Raw genomic sequence first — 17,058 nt, 5'->3', positions numbered from 1 at the left:
CACGCTGGCCTGTCGGCCCTTGCTGTATCACCAAACACGACACGGCGCATCCGGCGGCAAATTTCCACGCCGGGGCATCGTCATTGCCGCATCGTCGGCAGTCAGTCCTAACGCGGCCATGTCTCGAAACCTCGCCGCCCAAGCCGCCGGTTTGTAACCGGCTTGTGAAGATGAACACGATCGAGGAGATCAACGATGTTGAATAGACAGAAAATCAGGACCACGGCCGGGCGCGGCCGCCTGTTCGACAGCATTCTGGACACTGTCGGCGACACGCCGGTGATCCGCATCAACAATCTCGGACCGGCCCACGCGACGATCTACGTCAAGGCCGAGTTCTTCAATCCCGCCGCCTCGGTGAAGGACCGGCTGGCGCTCAACATCATCGAGGAGGGCGAGCGCAGCGGCGCGTTGAAGCCCGGCCAGACCGTGGTCGAGGCGACCAGCGGCAACACCGGCATCGGGCTCGCCATGGTCTGCGCGCAAAAGGGCTATCCGCTGGTGGTCACCATGGCCGACAGCTTTTCAGTCGAGCGCCGCAAGCTGATGCGCATGTTGGGCGCCAAGGTGGTGCTGACGCCGCGCGCCGAAAAGGGCTTTGGCATGTACAAGAAGGCGGTGGAACTGGCCGAGGCCAAGGGCTGGTTCCTGGCCCGCCAGTTCGAGACGGCAGCCAATGCCGCCATCCACGAGGCCACCACGGCGCGCGAGATCATCAATGATTTCGCCGGCTCGCGGCTCGATTGCTTCGTCACCGGCTACGGCACCGGCGGCACCGTCGTCGGCGTGGCGCGCGTGCTGCGCCGCGAGCGGCCGGAGACCCGCATCGTGCTCTCCGAACCGGCCAATGCGCAGCTGATCGGCAGCGGCAAGGCGCAGCAGCGCGGTACCCATGGCGCCCCTGCCGCCAGCCACCCGGCCTTCGAACCGCATCCCATCCAGGGCTGGACGCCGGACTTCATCCCCAACGTGCTGCAGGAAGCGATCGATACCAGCCTCTATGACGAGGTGATGCCGATCGCCGGACCCGAAGGCATCAAATGGGCCAAGGCCCTGGCGCAGAAGGAAGGCATCTTCACCGGCATTTCCGGCGGCGCCACCTTCGCCGTGGCGATGCAGGTCGCGGAGAAGGCGCCGGCCGGATCGGTGATCCTGTGCATGCTGCCCGACACCGGCGAGCGCTACATGTCGACACCGCTGTTCGACGGCATCGAGGCCGAAATGGATGCCGATGAGATGGCGTTGTCGCGCTCGACGCCCGGCTGCCAATTCCCGGCGGCTTGACGGGAGGAGTTCATGGATATCGCGCAGGAAACCCTCGGCATGGTGGCCGAGGAAACGCTCGACCCCGCCGACTGGGCCACTGTCCAGGCCCTGTCACACCAAGTCATCGACGACGCCGTCGATTATCTCCGCGATATCCGGGACCGCCCGGCCTGGCGGCAGATGCCGGCGGATGTGAGAGAGACCTTCGCGGCACCCCTGCCGCGCTTCCCCGCGCCGCTGGCCGCTGTCTATAGCGAGGTCTCGCGCACCGTGATGTCCTATCCGATGGGCAACATCCATCCGCGCTTCTGGGCCTGGTACATGGGGTCGAGCAACTTCACCGGCGCGCTCAGCGATTTCCTGGCGGCAATCCAGGGCTCCAACCTCGGCGGCGGCAATCACGCCGCCGGGCTGATGGACAGCCAGGTGGTGAACTGGTGCAAGCAGATGCTGGGCTTTCCAGCCTCCGCCTCCGGCACGCTGGTCAGTGGTGGTTCGATGGCCAACCTCATCGGGCTGACGGTGGCGCGCAACACCAAGGCCGGCATCGACGTGCGCGAGCACGGCGTTGCGGCAATCGAAAAGCCGCTGCGCTTCTATGGCTCGGACCAGATCCATTCCTGCCATCGCAAGGCGATGGAAGCGCTCGGCCTCGGCAACCGGGCGCTGCGCCGCATCCCGACCGACGCCAGCCTGCGCATCGACATCCCAGCATTGCGCGCGGCGATAGCAGAGGATCGCGCGGCCGGTTTCAAGCCGGCCTGCGTTATCGGCAATGCCGGCACGGTCAACACCGGTGCGATCGACGATCTGCGGACGCTCGCCAAACTCGCACATGAGGAAGACCTCTGGTTCCATGTCGACGGCTGCATCGGCGCGCTGATCGCGATTGCGCCTGACAATGCGCATCGCGTTGCCGGCATCGAATGGGCGGACTCCATCGCGCTCGATCCGCACAAATGGCTGCATGCGCCGTTCGAGGTCGGCTGCGCCCTGGTCAGGGATGCCATCGCGCATCGCCGGACCTTCGCGGTGACGCCGGAATATCTGGAATCGACGCCGCGCGGCCTAGCGTCGGGCGAATGGCTGCACGATTACGGCCTGCAGACATCGCGAGGCTTTCGCGCGCTCAAAGTGTGGATGGCGCTGAAAGAACATGGCGTCGACAAATTCGGCCGACTGATCGACCAGAACATCGCGCAAGCCTTCTATCTCGCCGGGCGGATCGAGGCCGAGCCGCTGCTGGAGCTGGCGACGCCGCCGACCATCAATATCGTCTGCTTCCGCTACCAGCCAGGCGTCACCGGCGAGGCGCTGAAGGCGCTCAACACCGAGATCATGCTGCGGCTGCAGGAACAAGGCATTGCCACCCTCTCCGACACCACCGTGCATGGCGAGCACTGGCTGCGCGTGGCGATCGCCAACCACCGCACACGGCGCGACGACCTCGACCTTCTGGTCGCCGAGACGGTGCGGCTGGGGCGCGAGATCGCGGCCGAAGGCACTTCAGCGAAATAGGTCAGAACGCGAGCGACAGGCATGGGCGGCCATGCGATTCTGCGGCGGTGATTCGGGAGGCTCGACCGTGACGCTGTTTCGTATGGCCGTGCTGGCGGCGCTGGTCTGCACCAATTCGGCCGAGGCCGCCGACATGGCCTTCTTCGTCAAGAACCTGCGCAAGGAAGCGGTTGCGGTCGAATTGTTCAGCCGCGACCGCGAGACGGTCTGGCCGGGCAATGACAAGGTGTTCATGATCGACCCGAATTCCCAGAAATCGGTGCCGCTGTCCTGCAATTCCGGAGAGCGCATCTGCTATGGCGCCTGGGTCGACGGCAACGACCAGATCTCGGCCGGCGTCGGGCCTGACAACGACCAGCCTTGCGACAACTGCTGCTTCATCTGCGTGGAACACACGACCGAGACGATCGATCTGGTGCCGTGATTGGGGCCTCGTGAATCTAGCTACGGTATGCACACATTTCCAAGCAGTTGGTCTTTGGCGATAGCGTGCATGGGAACTTGGCGCATGCATTTTCTTATGTGCGCTGGTCGACCCCCACTCCGTCTCGGCTTCGCCGAGCCACCTCTCCCCCGATCGACGGGGTAGAGGAAAGGCGCCAAACCTTTTTGCCGTCAACGCTCATCCAGCAACGCTCCCTTCCTTTCCCTCCGGAGGGGGGAAAGGTGGCGCTGCGAAGCAGCGACGGATTGGGGGAACCACGTGGCAATCAAGCCGCGGGCCGATCAGTCACGCCAATCACAGAAGAGTGTGCATCCAGTAGCTGAATCTAGGCAGGAGGTCACGTCAGTCCGGCAGACCGGCCTTGCGAAAACCATCGACGAAATGCTCGCGCATCGCGTCGTCGCGGAATGGCTCCGTCCAGACCCAGTGGCTGGTCGTAAAATGCGGGTTGCCGATCAGGAACATTTCGACCTCGGCGCGCGCCTCTTCGAGTCGGCCGAGCTGGGCCAGGCTTGCCGCCAGGAAACGGCGCGAGCTCGTTCGATAGGTCTCGTCCCGGCGCAGGGTCTCGACGGCGGCCTCGTAGTCGCGCGCTGCATACTGCGCCGCGCCAAGGGTGAGATAATACCAGCTCGCCGGAAACGGGTTCAGCCGGAACGCCTTGCGGATCTGCTCGAGGCCCTCCTCGACCCGCCCGGCCAAGGTCGTGATGTCGGCCAGTGTCGCCCAGGCATCGGCCTCGTTCGGGTCAAGTTCGAACGCCTTGGCGAATTCGGCATCCGCCTCTTCGAAGCTGTGCTCATAGGCAAGCAAATTGCCGAGCACCCAGCGGCAGCCGGCATCGTTGGGATCGATCGCCACGGCCTTGCGCGCCAGTTCGAGCGCAATGCGACGGTTGGGTTCGACCGGCTCGCCCCAATGCACCCATCCCATCCAATGGTTCATGGCAAGCCAGCGATGAGCCTGTGCGTACTCCGGATCGAGGGACACAGCGCGCGTCAGCAGCAGATGCGCTTCCCGTGCCGTCTGCGGCGAATCGTCGATCAGCTTGCGCGCCCGCACGCAGAGATCGTAGGCCTCCAGATTGTTGGGCCGGTTGCGCGGCGGCGGCGCGCGCAGCCGACCGAGCAGCGCCTCGACGATCTTGGCCGTGGCCTCGTCCTGAACGGCAAAGATGTCGTCCAGGCCGCGATCGAAGCGTTCCGCCCACAGGTGCTCGCCGCTCACCGCGTCGACCAGCTGTGCGTTGATGCGCACGCGCCCGGCAGCGCGTCTGGCGCTGCCCTCCAGGAGATAGCGCACGCCAAGCTCCTCGGCGATCGCGCGCACATCCATCGCCTTGCCCTTGTAGGCAAAGGTCGAGTTGCGCGCGATGACGAACAGGCCCGGGGCCCTGGACAGGTCGGTGATCAAATCTTCGGTCAACCCGTCTGCGAAGGCCTCCTGCTCGGGGTCGTTGCTGAGATTGACGAAAGGCAGCACCGCTATCGATGGTTTGTCGGGCAGCGGCAAATGTTTACGCTTGGCGCGGTCGAGCTGTTCGATGGCGCCGGTGAAGCGGTAGCCGACGCGCGGCACCGTCGATATCCATTCACCGCCGCCGGCGGGCGGACCAAGCAGCTTGCGCAGCTGCGCGATCTGGACGGTGAGGTTGCCTTCCTCGACGGCCGTCCCCGGCCACGCCGCATCCATCAGTTCGGCCTTCTCGAGGATTTCGCCGGGCCGTCCGACGAGCGCCGCAAGCAGCTTCAGCCCACGATAGCCGACGGCAACGGGATCGTCGTTCCGAAGCAGCGTTCCCGCACCCGGATCAAGCACGAACGGACCAAAGGCAAAGCGCGATCCCTGCATAGGGCGCATCTATAGAGCAATTCGAGGAAAAGTGTGAGGCGGTTTTCCCGGGAAAAGCGTGGTGCGCTTCCTGAGGAGCGACGTCAAAACAAAGAGTTAGAGCCGATTTGGAACTTTTGAGAACTATTTGGGAGGGCTTAATTACGGCGCCGTCCGTATGCTGCAAAGTCCAGCCTCATTAGATCGTTGCCCCTCAAATCGTGTGGGGGTCCCGGAAACCCATGGAGGTTGTCATGACCAATATTTTTGCATCGGCCCCGCATCAGGCAGTGCGGCGGGGAACGTCCGTCGGGCAGGCGTCGCGCCGGCGCTATAGCCTTGCGAGCCTGCGAAACACCGTCGCAGCCTGGCGCGAACGGACCTACTTTCGCTGGGACCTCAAGCGAATCTCGGACACCAATCCGCATCTGATCGACGATATCGGCCTGACCAGGCGGCAGGTCGATGAAGAGATCGCCAAGTTGCCCTTCTGGCAACGCTAGGGCGAGGATTTTGAGATCCTGCGGCCGATTGTATCTGGGCCGATTATATCTGGGATTGTCGCCATCATCCCTTTAGCCCCCGCGCGCGTCGTGCCATGATCCCCTATCGGCCGTGGGGGCCGATTCTTCACGGGGGTTTTCATGTCTTTCACGTCCGCGCGCCGGCTTGCCGCCGCGTTTTCGCTCGCCGTCCTGTTTGCACCATCCGCCCATGCCGGCGACGTCACCTTCACCGTCAAGAACAGCCATCCCAACGCCATGCGCCTTGAGCTCTACAGCCAGGACCGCGACTATGTCTGGCCGGGCGAAGGCAAGGACTTTTACCTCGACGACGGCGAGACCAAGTCGCTGCCGATCTCCTGCAACGAGGGTGAATCGATCTGCTACGGCGCCTGGGTCGATGGTGACGAGGGCACCTATTGGGGCGTCGGCCCCGGCAACAAGGAAAAATGCGAGGACTGCTGCTACACCTGCAGCGGTGGCGAGACCGAGGAGATCAATCTCGTCCCCTGACCGGTTTGCCAGCTTGACGGTTTTCCTGTTCGAGCCATAGCTTGCCCAACACCCAAGGCACGCCGCGTCTGTGCATTCAGCCGCGACGTGCCCCAGGCAACAGGAGCACCGCGATGGCCGGCATGGTCGAAAGTGACAAGATCGACGTCGGGTTCTCCGGCAAGCGCTGCATCCATTCGCGCAATTGCGTGCTCGGCGATCCGCATGTCTTCGTGCCCAACGCGCCGGGCCAATGGATCCATCCCGATGCGGCCAGCGTCGAGAAAGTGGTGGCCATCGCCGAAAACTGCCCCTCGGGCGCCATCACATATGTCCGCAAGGATGGGGGGCCGCAGGAACAGCCGCCTGTGGTCAACACCGTGCGGCTGCGCGAAAACGGCCCGCTCGCCGTTCACGCCGAGATCGTGCTCGACGGCCAAACCTTCTATCGCGCCACGCTCTGTCGCTGCGGCGCTTCGGAAAACAAGCCGTTCTGCGACGGCAGTCACACCAAGGCCGGCTTCACCGCCACTGGCGAACCGGCGCTGAAGGACACGCCGGCGTTGGAGGCGCGCAATGGCCCGCTGAAAGTGACGCCGACCACCAACGGCCCGCTCAAGATCGAGGGCAATGTCGAGATCGTCACCGGCACCGGCCATACGATCGACCGCACACAACGCACCTTCCTCTGCCGCTGCGGCCACTCGGCCAACAAGCCGTTTTGCGATGGGTCGCATAAGCGGGTGGGGTTTGTCGGGTAGGTAGGCGCTGCGGTCGACGCGGCCAATCTCCCCCCTCGTGGGGGAGATGCCCGGCAGGGCAGAGGGGGGCGCCGTAGAGCGCTATCTTCAACACCCAGCGAACAGTGACAATGCCTCATACGCCATTGCCTCCGAGACATCGCGCAAACGCCAGATCGATGCGCAAGGTCATGACATCAGCCGAATTAAAGCTCTGGAACGAGCTTCGCGTGCACCGGTTGATGGGGCTTGGCTTCCGCCGACAACTTCCGGTCGCCGGATACATTGTCGACTTCGCTTGCCCGGAGAAGAGACTTGTCGTCGAAGTCGACGGCTCCCAGCATGCGGAAGCCGACGCAACCACCAGCGACGACGCAAGGACGTTGCGCCTGGAGCAAGATGGTTGGACCGTCCTGCGCTTCTGGAACGATGACATCATCCGCGACATCGACAATGTCTGCCAGCATATTGTGATTGCGGCCGGGCTTGGAGACGCGTCTTTGACGAAGCGGCTGCAGGAACTGTAGTCGCCGCAAGGTCGGCGGGACAGCGCCCCCCTCTGGCCTGCCGGCCATCTCCCCCACAAGGGGGGAGATCGAACTCCTCCCTTGGCCCAGCGCTCGCGGCTTTATCGCCCGCCTCGTATCGGCTAATGGGCTGGGGCAGATAAATCGGACCGCCATCAGCAATGACCGCCAAGACTAAACCAAAACCCCTCTTCCTCGGCATCGACACCGGCGGCACCTACACCGATGCCGTGCTGTGGTCTGAAACCGAAGGCCCACAGCAAGGGCCAAACAAGGGCAAGGTGCTGGCCAAGGCCAAGGCGCTGACCACGCGACATGATCTCGCCGTCGGTATTTCCGGCGCCGTCGACGCGGTGCTCGAAAAGGCCGGCACCGATCCGGTGGCGATCAAACTGGTGTCGATGTCGACGACGCTTGCCACCAATGCGCTGGTCGAGGGCCAGGGCGGTCGGGTGGCGCTGGTGATGATAGGCTTTTCCGAAGCCGACCTCGCCCGCGACGGGCTGAAGACGGCGCTCGGCACCGATCCGGTGGTGTTTTGCCCAGGCGGCCACGATGTCCACGGCAATGCCGCCAAGCTCGACCTGTCCCAGCTGGAAGAGGCCTTGCCGGAGCTTGGCGCTTCGGTGTCCGGCTTTGCCGTCTGCGCCTATTTCGCCACCCGCAACCCGGCCCACGAGATCGCAACGCGCGAGCTGATCCGCGACAAGACCGGCCTGCCGGTCACCGCAAGCCACGAGCTGTCGGCCAAGCTCGGCGGCCCGCGCCGGGCGCTGACGACGCTGCTCAACGCCAGGCTGATCTCGATGATCGACCGGCTCGTTGCGGCGACCGAAGGGTTTTTGGAAGCCCGCAGCATCGCCGCCCCGCTGATGGTGGTGCGCGGCGACGGCGCGCTGGTCTCGGCGGCGTTTGCCCGCCAGCGGCCGATCGAAACCATCCTCTCCGGCCCCGCCGCCAGCCTGGTTGGCGCACGTCACATGACCGGGCTCGACAATGCCGTGGTCTCAGACATTGGCGGCACCACCACCGACGTCGCCGTTCTCGACAAGGGTCGTCCGCGGCTTGATCCCGAAGGCGCCACCGTCGGTGGCTTCCGCACCATGGTCGAAGCGGTCGCCATGCGCACCTTCGGCCTTGGCGGCGATTCCGAAGTGGCGCTGGAGGACGGCGCACTCAACCCGAAGATTTTGCTCGGGCCGCGCCGCCTGGTGCCGCTGGCGCTGGCCGGCATGGCGCATGGTGACGCCGTGAGGTCGGAACTCGAACGCCAGTTGCGGGCACCGAACCCCGGCCGCATGGATGGCCGCTTCGCGGTGCGCACCGGCGTGCCGGACAGACTTGCAGCGGGCCTCACCGCTCCCGAAGCGCGGCTCTACGAGGCGATCGGCGCAACCCCGCTTGCCCTCGACAGGCTGCTGACATCGAACGCCCAGAACGCCACCTTGAACCGGCTGGTCTCGCGCGGCTTGGTGCATATCTCAGGCTTCACCCCGTCGGACGCAGCACACGTGCTGGGCAAGCAGGCCAACTGGGACGCCGTCACCGCTCGCCTCGGCGCCGAATTGTTTGCCCGCAAGCGCGACGGCCGTGGTCAGAATATTGCGGCGTCACCGGAGGTGATCTCGGAGCGGGTGCTGGTGACGCTGACGCGCTGGTCGGCCGAATACATCCTCGAAACCGCTTTCGCCGAGGACGGGCTCGATGGCGCCGCGACGGTGGCGCACGCGCTGGTCCAGCGCGCCGTCGACGCCCACCCCGGCATCGCCCGGCTGAGTGTCGCGCTCGACCGTCCGGTCATCGGCCTCGGCGCCTCGGCGCCGCTGCACTATGCCGGCCTGGCGCCCCTGGTCGGCAATGAGTGCGTGGTGCCGGAAGACACCGATGTCGCCAACGCGCTCGGCGCCGTCGTCGGTCAGGTCAGGGTTTCGGCCGAAGCGCGGGTCAGCCAGCCCAAGGAAGGGCTGTTCCGCCTTGCCTCGGGCGAGACGGTGCGCGATTTCCTCGACGAGGCAGCGGCGATCGCGGCCGCCGAAGCCGATGTGCGGGCAATCGTCGCCCAGAGGGCGAAGGACGCCGGCACCGACAGCGCCGAGATCGATGTCGCGACCGAGTTCAGGGTTTCGACGGTCGAAGCCCAGCGCATGTTCATCGAGGCGCATGTCGTGGCGGTGGCCTCGGGAAGGCCAAGAATTGCGGTGTGAGGACGAGAGCGATCTCCCCCCTTGTGGGGGAGATGGCCGGCAGGCCAGAGGGGGGCACTGTCCCGCCGACCTATCGGTTCTACCTTTGCTTCGACATCCAGTTGTGGTGATGTTCCCACGGCAGAAGGGGGCAAAGGTCGCGATCCTTCACGCCCCCCTCTGCCCTGCCGGGCATCTCCCCCACGAGGGGGGAGATTGGCAGCGTCACCGCTCGCCAAAACACCCACCTTCACCCTAAGCTGAATTGACCCTGCAACCCCAACATGCCAAACGCCCCGCAAAGCCTTTCATCTGGAGTAGCCTGATGACCGATCGCATCGAGATCGCCGGATTGCGGATTGCCCGCGAGCTGCATGATTTTGTGGCCAACGAGGCCTTGCCCGGCACCGGCATCGCGGCGGATGCGTTCTGGAACGGCTTTTCGGCCATCGTCCACGATCTCGGCCCGAAGAACCGCGCACTGCTGGCAAAACGCGACGCCATGCAGGAAAAGCTCGACGGCTGGTATCGCGACAATGGCGCGCCGATCGATATGGAGGCCTACAAGAGCTTCCTCAGGGAGATTGGCTATCTCGTCCCCGAAGGGCCGGCCTTCAGCGTCTCGACCGAGAATGTCGACCCGGAAATCGCTGTCGTTGCCGGGCCGCAGCTGGTCGTGCCGGTGATGAATGCGCGCTATGCGCTCAATGCCGCCAATGCGCGCTGGGGTTCGCTCTACGACGCGCTCTACGGCACCGATGCCATTCCCGAAACCGGCGGCGCTGAAAAGGGCAAGGGTTTCAACCCGGCGCGCGGCGCCAAGGTCGTCGCCTGGACGAAGACTTTTCTCGACGAGGCCGCCCCACTCACCTCAGGCAAATGGGCAGGGGTGAACGGCCTGTCGGTGGCCAATGGCGCGCTGAAGCTCAGCGCTGGTGCCGGTTCGACGACGCTGGCCGACCCCAGACAATTCGTCGGCTATCGTGGCGACGCCGCCAACCCGCAAGCCGTGCTGCTGGTCAGGAACGGCCTGCATATCGAGATCGTGATCGACCGCGCCAACCAGATCGGCCGCACCGATCCGGCGGGCATTGCCGATGTCATCCTGGAATCGGCGCTGACCACCATCCAGGACTGCGAGGATTCGGTCGCGGCGGTGGATGCCGAGGACAAGGTCGTCGTCTACCGCAACTGGCTCGGCCTGATGAAGGGCGATCTGGCCGAAGAGATCAGCAAGGGCGGCAGGAGTTTTGTCCGCAAGCTCAACCCGGACCGTGCCTACACGGCGCCGACAGGCGGCACGCTGACCGTGCCCGGCCGCTCGCTGATGCTGGTCAGGAATGTCGGCCACCTGATGACCAATCCGGCGATAACAGACCGCGATGGCAACGAGGTGCCGGAAGGCATCATGGACGCGGCATTGACGGCGCTGATCGCGTTGCACGATGTCGGAGCCAAGGGGCGGCGGATGAACTCTCGCGCCGGCTCGATGTATGTGGTGAAACCGAAGATGCACGGGCCGGAGGAAGTCGCCTTCGCCGTCGAGATCTTCGACCGCGTCGAGGCGCTACTCGGCATGCCAAAGAACACCATCAAGATGGGCATCATGGATGAGGAGCGGCGCACCACCGTCAACCTCAAGGAAGCGATCCGTGCGGCTAGGGAACGCGTGGTGTTTATCAACACCGGCTTCCTCGATCGCACCGGCGACGAGATCCACACCTCGATGGAAGCCGGCCCGATGATCCGCAAAGGCGACATGAAGCAGGCCGCCTGGATTTCCGCCTATGAGGCGTGGAATGTCGACACCGGACTCGAATGCGGCCTCGCCGGCCACGCTCAGATCGGCAAGGGCATGTGGGCGATGCCGGACCTGATGGCGGCGATGCTGGAACAGAAGATCGCTCATCCCAAGGCCGGCGCCAACACCGCCTGGGTGCCGTCGCCGACGGCGGCGACGCTGCACGCCACGCACTATCACAAGGTCGATGTCCATGCCGTACAGGCGGCGCTGAAGGGCCGGCCGAAGGCCAAGCTCGACGACATCCTCTCGGTGCCGGTCGCCGTGCGGCCTAACTGGACGCCCGACGAGATCCAGCGCGAACTCGACAACAACGCCCAAGGCATTCTGGGTTACGTCGTGCGCTGGATCGACCAGGGCGTCGGCTGCTCCAAAGTGCCTGACATCAACGATGTCGGCCTGATGGAAGACCGCGCCACGCTGCGCATCTCCTCGCAGCACATCGCCAACTGGCTGCGTCACAAAGTGTGCTCGGAAATCCAGGTGCGGGATTCGCTGCAGCGCATGGCGGCCATCGTCGACCGCCAGAATGTCGGCGATCCGCTCTACCGGCCGATGGCGCCGGATTTCGACACTTCCATCGCCTTCCGGGCCGCCTGCGACCTGGTGTTCAAGGGCACCAGCCAGCCCAATGGCTATACCGAGCCGGTGCTGCACGCGCGGAGATTAGAACTGAAGGCGCGCGCCCAGACCCTCTGAGAATTCGCAACGGCCGTGCTCTACTGATGCGCTACTTCGACGGCGCCAAGAATAGGCGCGCCGCTAAAGGCGTCATGACGCGCATCCCCTGTAGCTCACGAGCTTTTGATCAGATCTGCCAGTCGTGGCGGCGGAATTGCATGTGAAAGCAATATGAGGCAGCGGAAGTCCATGATAATTCTGCAAGTCAATATTTGGCTTGGGAGAACCAAAAATGGGCAAGATCCTTGCGCATGGAAGTATGCTTTGCCGTACTTCCGTCCTGATACTGGCAGCGTGTTTTTTCACGCCAGCGCAGGCGAGCCATATGTCTTACAAAATGTTTTATAAAAATGTAAAATCCGGAGTTAATAGCTACATATATAAAAATGACGAGATTTATGCAGATTGTACAGTTTCACACCTGAAGGTAAAGATAAGTACATATCCACAGCACGGTACCTTGGTGCTTTCCGAGGGGACAGTTCAAAATACCTACAGCAAACTGCTGCCCGAGTCGAAATGCGCCCGCAAAGTGTCAAATGGCGTTAAAGGATTCTATCGATCCACCGCCGGATACAGAGGTAAGGACAAGGCCGTTTTCTATGCGATCGATCCAGCCGGCAGGCCCCATTACACGACAATATATCTGACCGTAGGGTAGTTCCTCCGAGAGGCTTCGTTACCGGACGCGTCAGAAGGTTCGCCCGTCAGCGGTTGAACGGTCGCGGATCGTCGCCCGATCCGCGAGGGAACAATTTTCCGTCAGAGCATGGCGATAAAGAGGTCAGCGTTTCGGCGAAACGCTGACCTCTCCTGCCTTGGCGATCTCAGTTCAGCCCCAGCGTACCCCGCAGCTTCGACAGATCCTCGGCCAGCGCCGTCACCGGGCCGGCCAGCGCCTTGCGATCGGCATCCGACAGCTTGTCGTAGGTTTCGTAGCCGTCTGCAGTCTTGTACTTGGCCAGGATGGCGTCGACGGTGGCGAAATTGTCGTCGACGGTCTTGATCAAAGTGGGGTTCTCCTTCTCGACCAGCGGATGCACCAAAGCGACGATCTTCTGGGCGCCGTCGATATTGGCCTGGAAGTCCCAGAGGTCGGTGTGGCTGTAGCGGTCTTCCTCGCCGGAGATCTTGCTGGACGCCACTTCCTCAAGCAGGCCGGCGGCGCCGTCTATGGCCTTTTCCGGCGGCACGGTCAGGCCGGCAACGCGCTTCTGCAGGTCGAGCACATCGGCGTTGAGCTTGTCGGCCAGCGTGCCGAGGCCATCCGTCGTGTTCTGGCTGAAGAGCGTGTATTCGATGCGGTGGAAGCCGTAGAAGTCCGCCGACTTCTCCTTCTGCTCATGGTCGTCAGCGCGCGAATCGATGGCGCCGTCGAGGTCGGAGAACAGTTCGGCGATCGGCTCGATGGTCTCATAGTTGACGCGGGCCGGCGCATAGAGCGCCTTGGCCTTGGCGAGATCGCCTGATTTGACCGCTTCGGTGAACGCCTTGGTGCTGGTCACCAGCGTGTCGATCTTGCCCTGAACGTAGAGCTTGTAGTCAGCGATCGGCTGGACGAGGTCAAGCGGCGAAACGGCGGCGTGAGCCGGCGCGAAGCCGGTCAGCAGGGCGATGGCGGAGACCGCAAGCAGGCGATGGTTTCTCATGGAATATCCTCTCATAGTGTGAAGCTGGTTCGGAGTTCAGGCATGTGTCCCGGCGGCCATTTCGAGCAGTGAGCGGCCGAGATAGTCCTGCTCGTCCTTCACGCCCGGCAGGGCGAAGAAATAGCCGCCGCCGAAAGGCTTTATGTATTCCTCGAGCGCCTCGCCGTTGAGGCGGGTCTGGACGGCGACAAAACCCTGTTCGAGGTCGGCCTGGTAGCAGATGAACAGCAGGCCCATATCCATCTGGTTGGATTTGCTGACGCCGTTCGAATAGTTGAAGGGCCGCCGCAGGATCAGGTGCTTTTGCGCCTCGGCGTCGCGCGGGTTGGCGAGCCGGATATGTGCGTCGAGCGGTGTGGTCTTGCCTTGCGGGTCGTTGGCAAAGTGAGGAACATCGGCCTCGCTCGTACCGCCCTCGAGCGGCGTGCCGCTTGCTTTCTGGCGGCCGATGATCGTCTGCTGTTCCTGCAGCGGCGTGCGGTCCCAGCGCTCGACGAAATTTCTGATGAGGCGTACCACCTGGTAGGAACCGCCTGACGTCCAGGCGGGCTCGCCGCCGCTCGCCTGCACCCAGACTATTCTGTTCATCAACTCGGCGTCGGTGGAATCCGGATTGGCCGAACCGTCGCGAAAACCGAGGAAGTTGCGCGCGCTTTGCTTGGGCTTTCCGGGGTTCGGCGGCCGCACCGGCACCGAGCCTTCCTGCTTCCAGCGCAGGAGCAATGAGTCCGGGGTGTTCTTCACGATATCGCGCAGCGCGTGGATGTTGGTGTCAGGCGTGTTCGACGAGAATTGCAGCAACAGGTCGCCATGGCAGAATTCGTCCTGCAAGGCGTCGTTGGAAAACGATGTCATCTGGGCGAGATGCCTCGGTTTCAGCGCCTGCAGGCCGAAGCGTTCGTCGAACATCGATGCGCCGAGCGACGTCGTGATCGTCAGATTGTCCGGGGTGACGACAGGACCGAGAATGCCGGAATCGGCGGCGGGAAATTTCGGGTCGAGCACGGGCGGCGTTCCGCCTTCCATCAGGAAGGCGATGCGCTCGGTCAGCGTATGCAGCAGCCGCTGCAGCCCGGCACGGTTCTGGGCAAGCACGTCGAACGAGGCGACCAGGCCGGCGGCCGGCCGTGGCGTGACGATGCCCGGCTGGTGCTCGCCATGGAAAGCCTGCCGCTGGTCGATCGTGTCGCTTTCCGGCGCATTGGTCACGCTGCCAGCGGCAGCCGCCACCGCTGCTTGAGGGGCGAGCGCCCCGGCGACCGCGCCGATCAGCACCGAGCGGCGCGAGGGTGAGAAGGCCGCATTCGGGTCGCGGGGTTTTTCCCTGGCTGTCATTGGCTGAGGTCCATGGTTTCACGCAATCGGGAGAGGTCGCCGGCGAGTACTGACGCCGCCTTGCCGAGCTCGGCCTTGGCGGGATCGGAGAGCGCGTCGGATGCTTCAGCGCGGCGCATTGCGATCATGTCGCCCAGCACGGCAAAATCCTTGTCGAGCGACGTGACAATGTCGGGCGCGGTCTTGACTGCTACGGGACGCAAAAGGTCGAACACCTTGCGCACGCCTGTCTCCGCAGCCTCGAAGGAGGTGAGGTCGCCATGCGCGTAGGGGCTGTCGCCGAAGCCGGGTCCCGGAGCCGCAAACCGTTCCAGCATGGCAACCGAACCGCTGACCATGCTTTCGGGCATGATGCGCAATTCGTGGATACGGCTCTTTAGCAATGCCGCGTCGCTCCCGAGCTTGTCGGCGACGGGGGCGAGGCCGTCCGTGCTGCCCTGGCTGAACAGCCCATATTCGAGGCGGTGCAGGCCGCCGAAAGCCGGATCGGCCTCGTGCTGGCCGAAAGCATCGGCGCGCCCGTCGATCGCCGCGTCGAGGTCCGAAAACAGCGGCGACACCGGCGCCAGATGCGCATAGGCGGTCTCTGCCGGCGGATAGAGCGCCCTTGCCGCCGCCAGATCCCCCGATTTCACCGCACCGGCGAAGGCGCCGGCCGCCTGGACGAAGGCATCGGTCTCGGTTGCCAAAAACACCTTGTATTCGGCGAGCGCACCGATGAAGGCGGCTAGATCGGGCTTTTGGGCCGCGCCGGCATCGGCGGCGGGCAGCACGTGCAGCCGACCGCGCGGGTTCGAGAGCAGGCCGCAGGTGATGGCGTAGTCGCCGGGCTCGAGCCGCGTCGCCAGCGTCTGGGTGAAGCCCGGCGCGATGTTCTCGCGCTCCTCAAGCACCATCACGCCGTCGAGGATCTCCCATTCGACCGCGCGGTCGGAGCGGTTTTCGATCTGGAAGACGTGGCGGCCGGCGGCAATGGTCAGCGCATTGGGCTCGCAGGATGTTTCAGTGATCGCCACCAGGGTCGCGGATGACGCGTCATGGCGTCCTTTCTGCGCGACCCGTGTCGCATAGGTGAAGGCGGCGGCGGCAGCGACCAGCAACACCAGGGAAAGCGCCAGGCCGATGCGGACAGCCATGCGCGGCAGTGCGGGGGATTGCGGCGTGGCGCTCATGTCGCGGGCCGTCCGTGCTTGGTGGCTGTTGCCGGCTGCAGGCCCGGCCGATCCGCCAGGAAGAACCAGAGCGAAGGGACGAGGAAGCCGATATAGACGACGATTTCGCTGACCGTTGGCGCGTCGATATAGCCAAAAATGCCTGAGAGCACCGAGCCCAGCGGGCTGTCCATCGGCAGCAGGCCGCCGATGTCGAAGACTATCTGCTGCCCATGGTTCCACAGGCCGGCCTCGTGCAGCGCATTGACCGAATTGGCGAGCAGGCCGGCGGCGACGATCAGAATGAAAGCGCCGGTCCAGCGGAAGAAGCGCCTGAAGTTCAGCCGCACGCTGCCGGCATAAATGCCGTAGCCGACCACGCCTGCCAGCAGCACGCCGGCAAGGGCCGCCAGCGGTGCAAAACTGTTTTCCTGCTGGAAAGCGGCGAGCAGGAAGAACACCGACTCCACACCTTCGCGCGCCACAGCCAGGAAGACCATGGCGATCAGGCCGAAGCCCTTGCGTGACGGCGTCTCGAAGGCCGCGTCGATGGAATTGTGCAGCTCCGCCTTGATCGAGCGCGCCGCCTTGCGCATCCAGAACACCATCGAGGTCAGCACGCAGACGGCGACCAGCCCGATGATCGCCTCGAACAGCTCCTGCGCCTTCTGCGGGAATTCTACGCTGGCAAACTGCAGGATCGCGCCGACGCCGAGCGAAAAGGCAAGCGCCAAAAAGATGCCGATCCACACCACCGGCATCCAGGCGCCACGGCCGGTGCGGTTGAGGTAACTGGCGATGATACTGACGATAAGCGCCGCTTCGACACCCTCGCGAAACATGATCAGGAACGGTACCAGCATTGTCTGTCCAGCCGCGCGGGGAGAGACGTACAAAGTCCCGCCCGCCTGAAGGCCGCCGTTCAAGGCAGGCCGAA

General features: G+C 64.1%; 15 protein-coding genes. 10 read left to right on the top strand and 5 right to left on the bottom strand.

Annotation, left to right across the window (positions count from 1 at the left end; translation table 11 throughout):
• Positions 1-195 precede the first annotated feature (195 nt).
• The 3 genes from AC1DX4_RS03515 to AC1DX4_RS03505 all read left to right on the top strand — a co-directional run bounded on the left by AC1DX4_RS03515 (position 196) and on the right by AC1DX4_RS03505 (position 3,208).
• Positions 196-1,284, top strand: coding sequence for a PLP-dependent cysteine synthase family protein (locus tag AC1DX4_RS03515; protein ID WP_477218977.1), 1,089 nt, complete (start codon positions 196-198; stop codon positions 1,282-1,284).
• A gap of 12 nt (positions 1,285-1,296) precedes the next feature.
• Positions 1,297-2,784 (top strand): pyridoxal phosphate-dependent decarboxylase family protein, encoded by a 1,488-nt coding sequence (locus tag AC1DX4_RS03510; protein WP_477218976.1) that lies wholly within the window; start codon positions 1,297-1,299, stop codon positions 2,782-2,784.
• Between the two features lie 67 nt (positions 2,785-2,851).
• Positions 2,852-3,208: a hypothetical protein gene (locus tag AC1DX4_RS03505; RefSeq protein WP_477218975.1), complete on the top strand. Its 357-nt coding sequence runs from the start codon at positions 2,852-2,854 to the stop codon at positions 3,206-3,208.
• A gap of 363 nt (positions 3,209-3,571) precedes the next feature.
• Here AC1DX4_RS03505 and AC1DX4_RS03500 read toward each other — a convergent pair whose 3' ends face one another.
• On the bottom strand, positions 3,572-5,089 hold the full coding sequence (locus AC1DX4_RS03500) for a winged helix-turn-helix domain-containing tetratricopeptide repeat protein (protein WP_477218974.1): 1,518 nt from the start codon (positions 5,087-5,089) through the stop codon (positions 3,572-3,574).
• 224 nt (positions 5,090-5,313) lie between these two features.
• Between AC1DX4_RS03500 and AC1DX4_RS03495 the strand changes: the two genes are divergently transcribed.
• The 7 genes from AC1DX4_RS03495 (at position 5,314) to AC1DX4_RS03465 (ending at position 12,647) form a co-directional block, all read left to right on the top strand.
• A complete protein-coding gene (locus AC1DX4_RS03495) occupies positions 5,314-5,562 on the top strand; it encodes a DUF1127 domain-containing protein (protein WP_477218973.1) in 249 nt (82 codons plus the stop codon).
• 141 nt (positions 5,563-5,703) lie between these two features.
• A complete protein-coding gene (locus AC1DX4_RS03490; protein WP_477218972.1) occupies positions 5,704-6,075 on the top strand; it encodes a hypothetical protein in 372 nt (123 codons plus the stop codon).
• 113 nt (positions 6,076-6,188) lie between these two features.
• A complete protein-coding gene (locus AC1DX4_RS03485; protein ID WP_477218971.1) occupies positions 6,189-6,815 on the top strand; it encodes a CDGSH iron-sulfur domain-containing protein in 627 nt (208 codons plus the stop codon).
• A 110-nt stretch (positions 6,816-6,925) separates the two neighbouring features.
• A complete protein-coding gene (locus AC1DX4_RS03480; protein ID WP_477218970.1) occupies positions 6,926-7,321 on the top strand; it encodes an endonuclease domain-containing protein in 396 nt (131 codons plus the stop codon).
• Between the two features lie 161 nt (positions 7,322-7,482).
• A complete protein-coding gene (locus tag AC1DX4_RS03475) occupies positions 7,483-9,525 on the top strand; it encodes a hydantoinase/oxoprolinase N-terminal domain-containing protein (RefSeq protein WP_477218969.1) in 2,043 nt (680 codons plus the stop codon).
• 304 nt (positions 9,526-9,829) lie between these two features.
• Positions 9,830-12,004, top strand: a complete 2,175-nt coding sequence (locus AC1DX4_RS03470) for a malate synthase G (RefSeq protein WP_477218968.1) — start codon at positions 9,830-9,832, stop codon at positions 12,002-12,004.
• 214 nt (positions 12,005-12,218) lie between these two features.
• The gene (locus tag AC1DX4_RS03465; RefSeq protein WP_477218967.1) at positions 12,219-12,647 is read left to right on the top strand and encodes a hypothetical protein; all 429 of its coding nucleotides are present in this window, start codon (positions 12,219-12,221) and stop codon (positions 12,645-12,647) included.
• A gap of 166 nt (positions 12,648-12,813) precedes the next feature.
• Here the strand turns inward: AC1DX4_RS03465 and efeO (AC1DX4_RS03460) are convergent, their stop codons facing one another.
• Genes efeO (AC1DX4_RS03460) through efeU form a run of 4 tightly spaced genes read right to left on the bottom strand, consistent with a single transcriptional unit; the run spans position 12,814 to position 16,984 of the window.
• Entirely contained in the window at positions 12,814-13,635 is an 822-nt protein-coding gene (gene efeO, locus AC1DX4_RS03460; RefSeq protein ID WP_477218966.1) for an iron uptake system protein EfeO, read from the bottom strand.
• A gap of 36 nt (positions 13,636-13,671) precedes the next feature.
• Positions 13,672-14,970: an iron uptake transporter deferrochelatase/peroxidase subunit gene (gene efeB / locus AC1DX4_RS03455; RefSeq protein ID WP_477218965.1), complete on the bottom strand. Its 1,299-nt coding sequence runs from the start codon at positions 14,968-14,970 to the stop codon at positions 13,672-13,674.
• Positions 14,967-16,142, bottom strand: coding sequence for an iron uptake system protein EfeO (gene efeO, locus AC1DX4_RS03450; protein WP_477218964.1), 1,176 nt, complete (start codon positions 16,140-16,142; stop codon positions 14,967-14,969). The genes efeB and efeO (AC1DX4_RS03450) overlap by 4 nt, the downstream gene beginning before the upstream one ends.
• Positions 16,139-16,984: an iron uptake transporter permease EfeU gene (efeU, locus tag AC1DX4_RS03445; protein ID WP_477218963.1), complete on the bottom strand. Its 846-nt coding sequence runs from the start codon at positions 16,982-16,984 to the stop codon at positions 16,139-16,141. Before efeU ends, efeO (AC1DX4_RS03450) begins: the two co-directional genes overlap by 4 nt.
• Positions 16,985-17,058 lie beyond the last annotated feature (74 nt).

The sequence above is a fragment of the Mesorhizobium sp. P3_A8 genome, from assembly GCF_056402995.1.
Note: the sequence above shows the minus strand (reverse complement) of the source record. Positions and strands in the feature narration are given on the sequence as shown.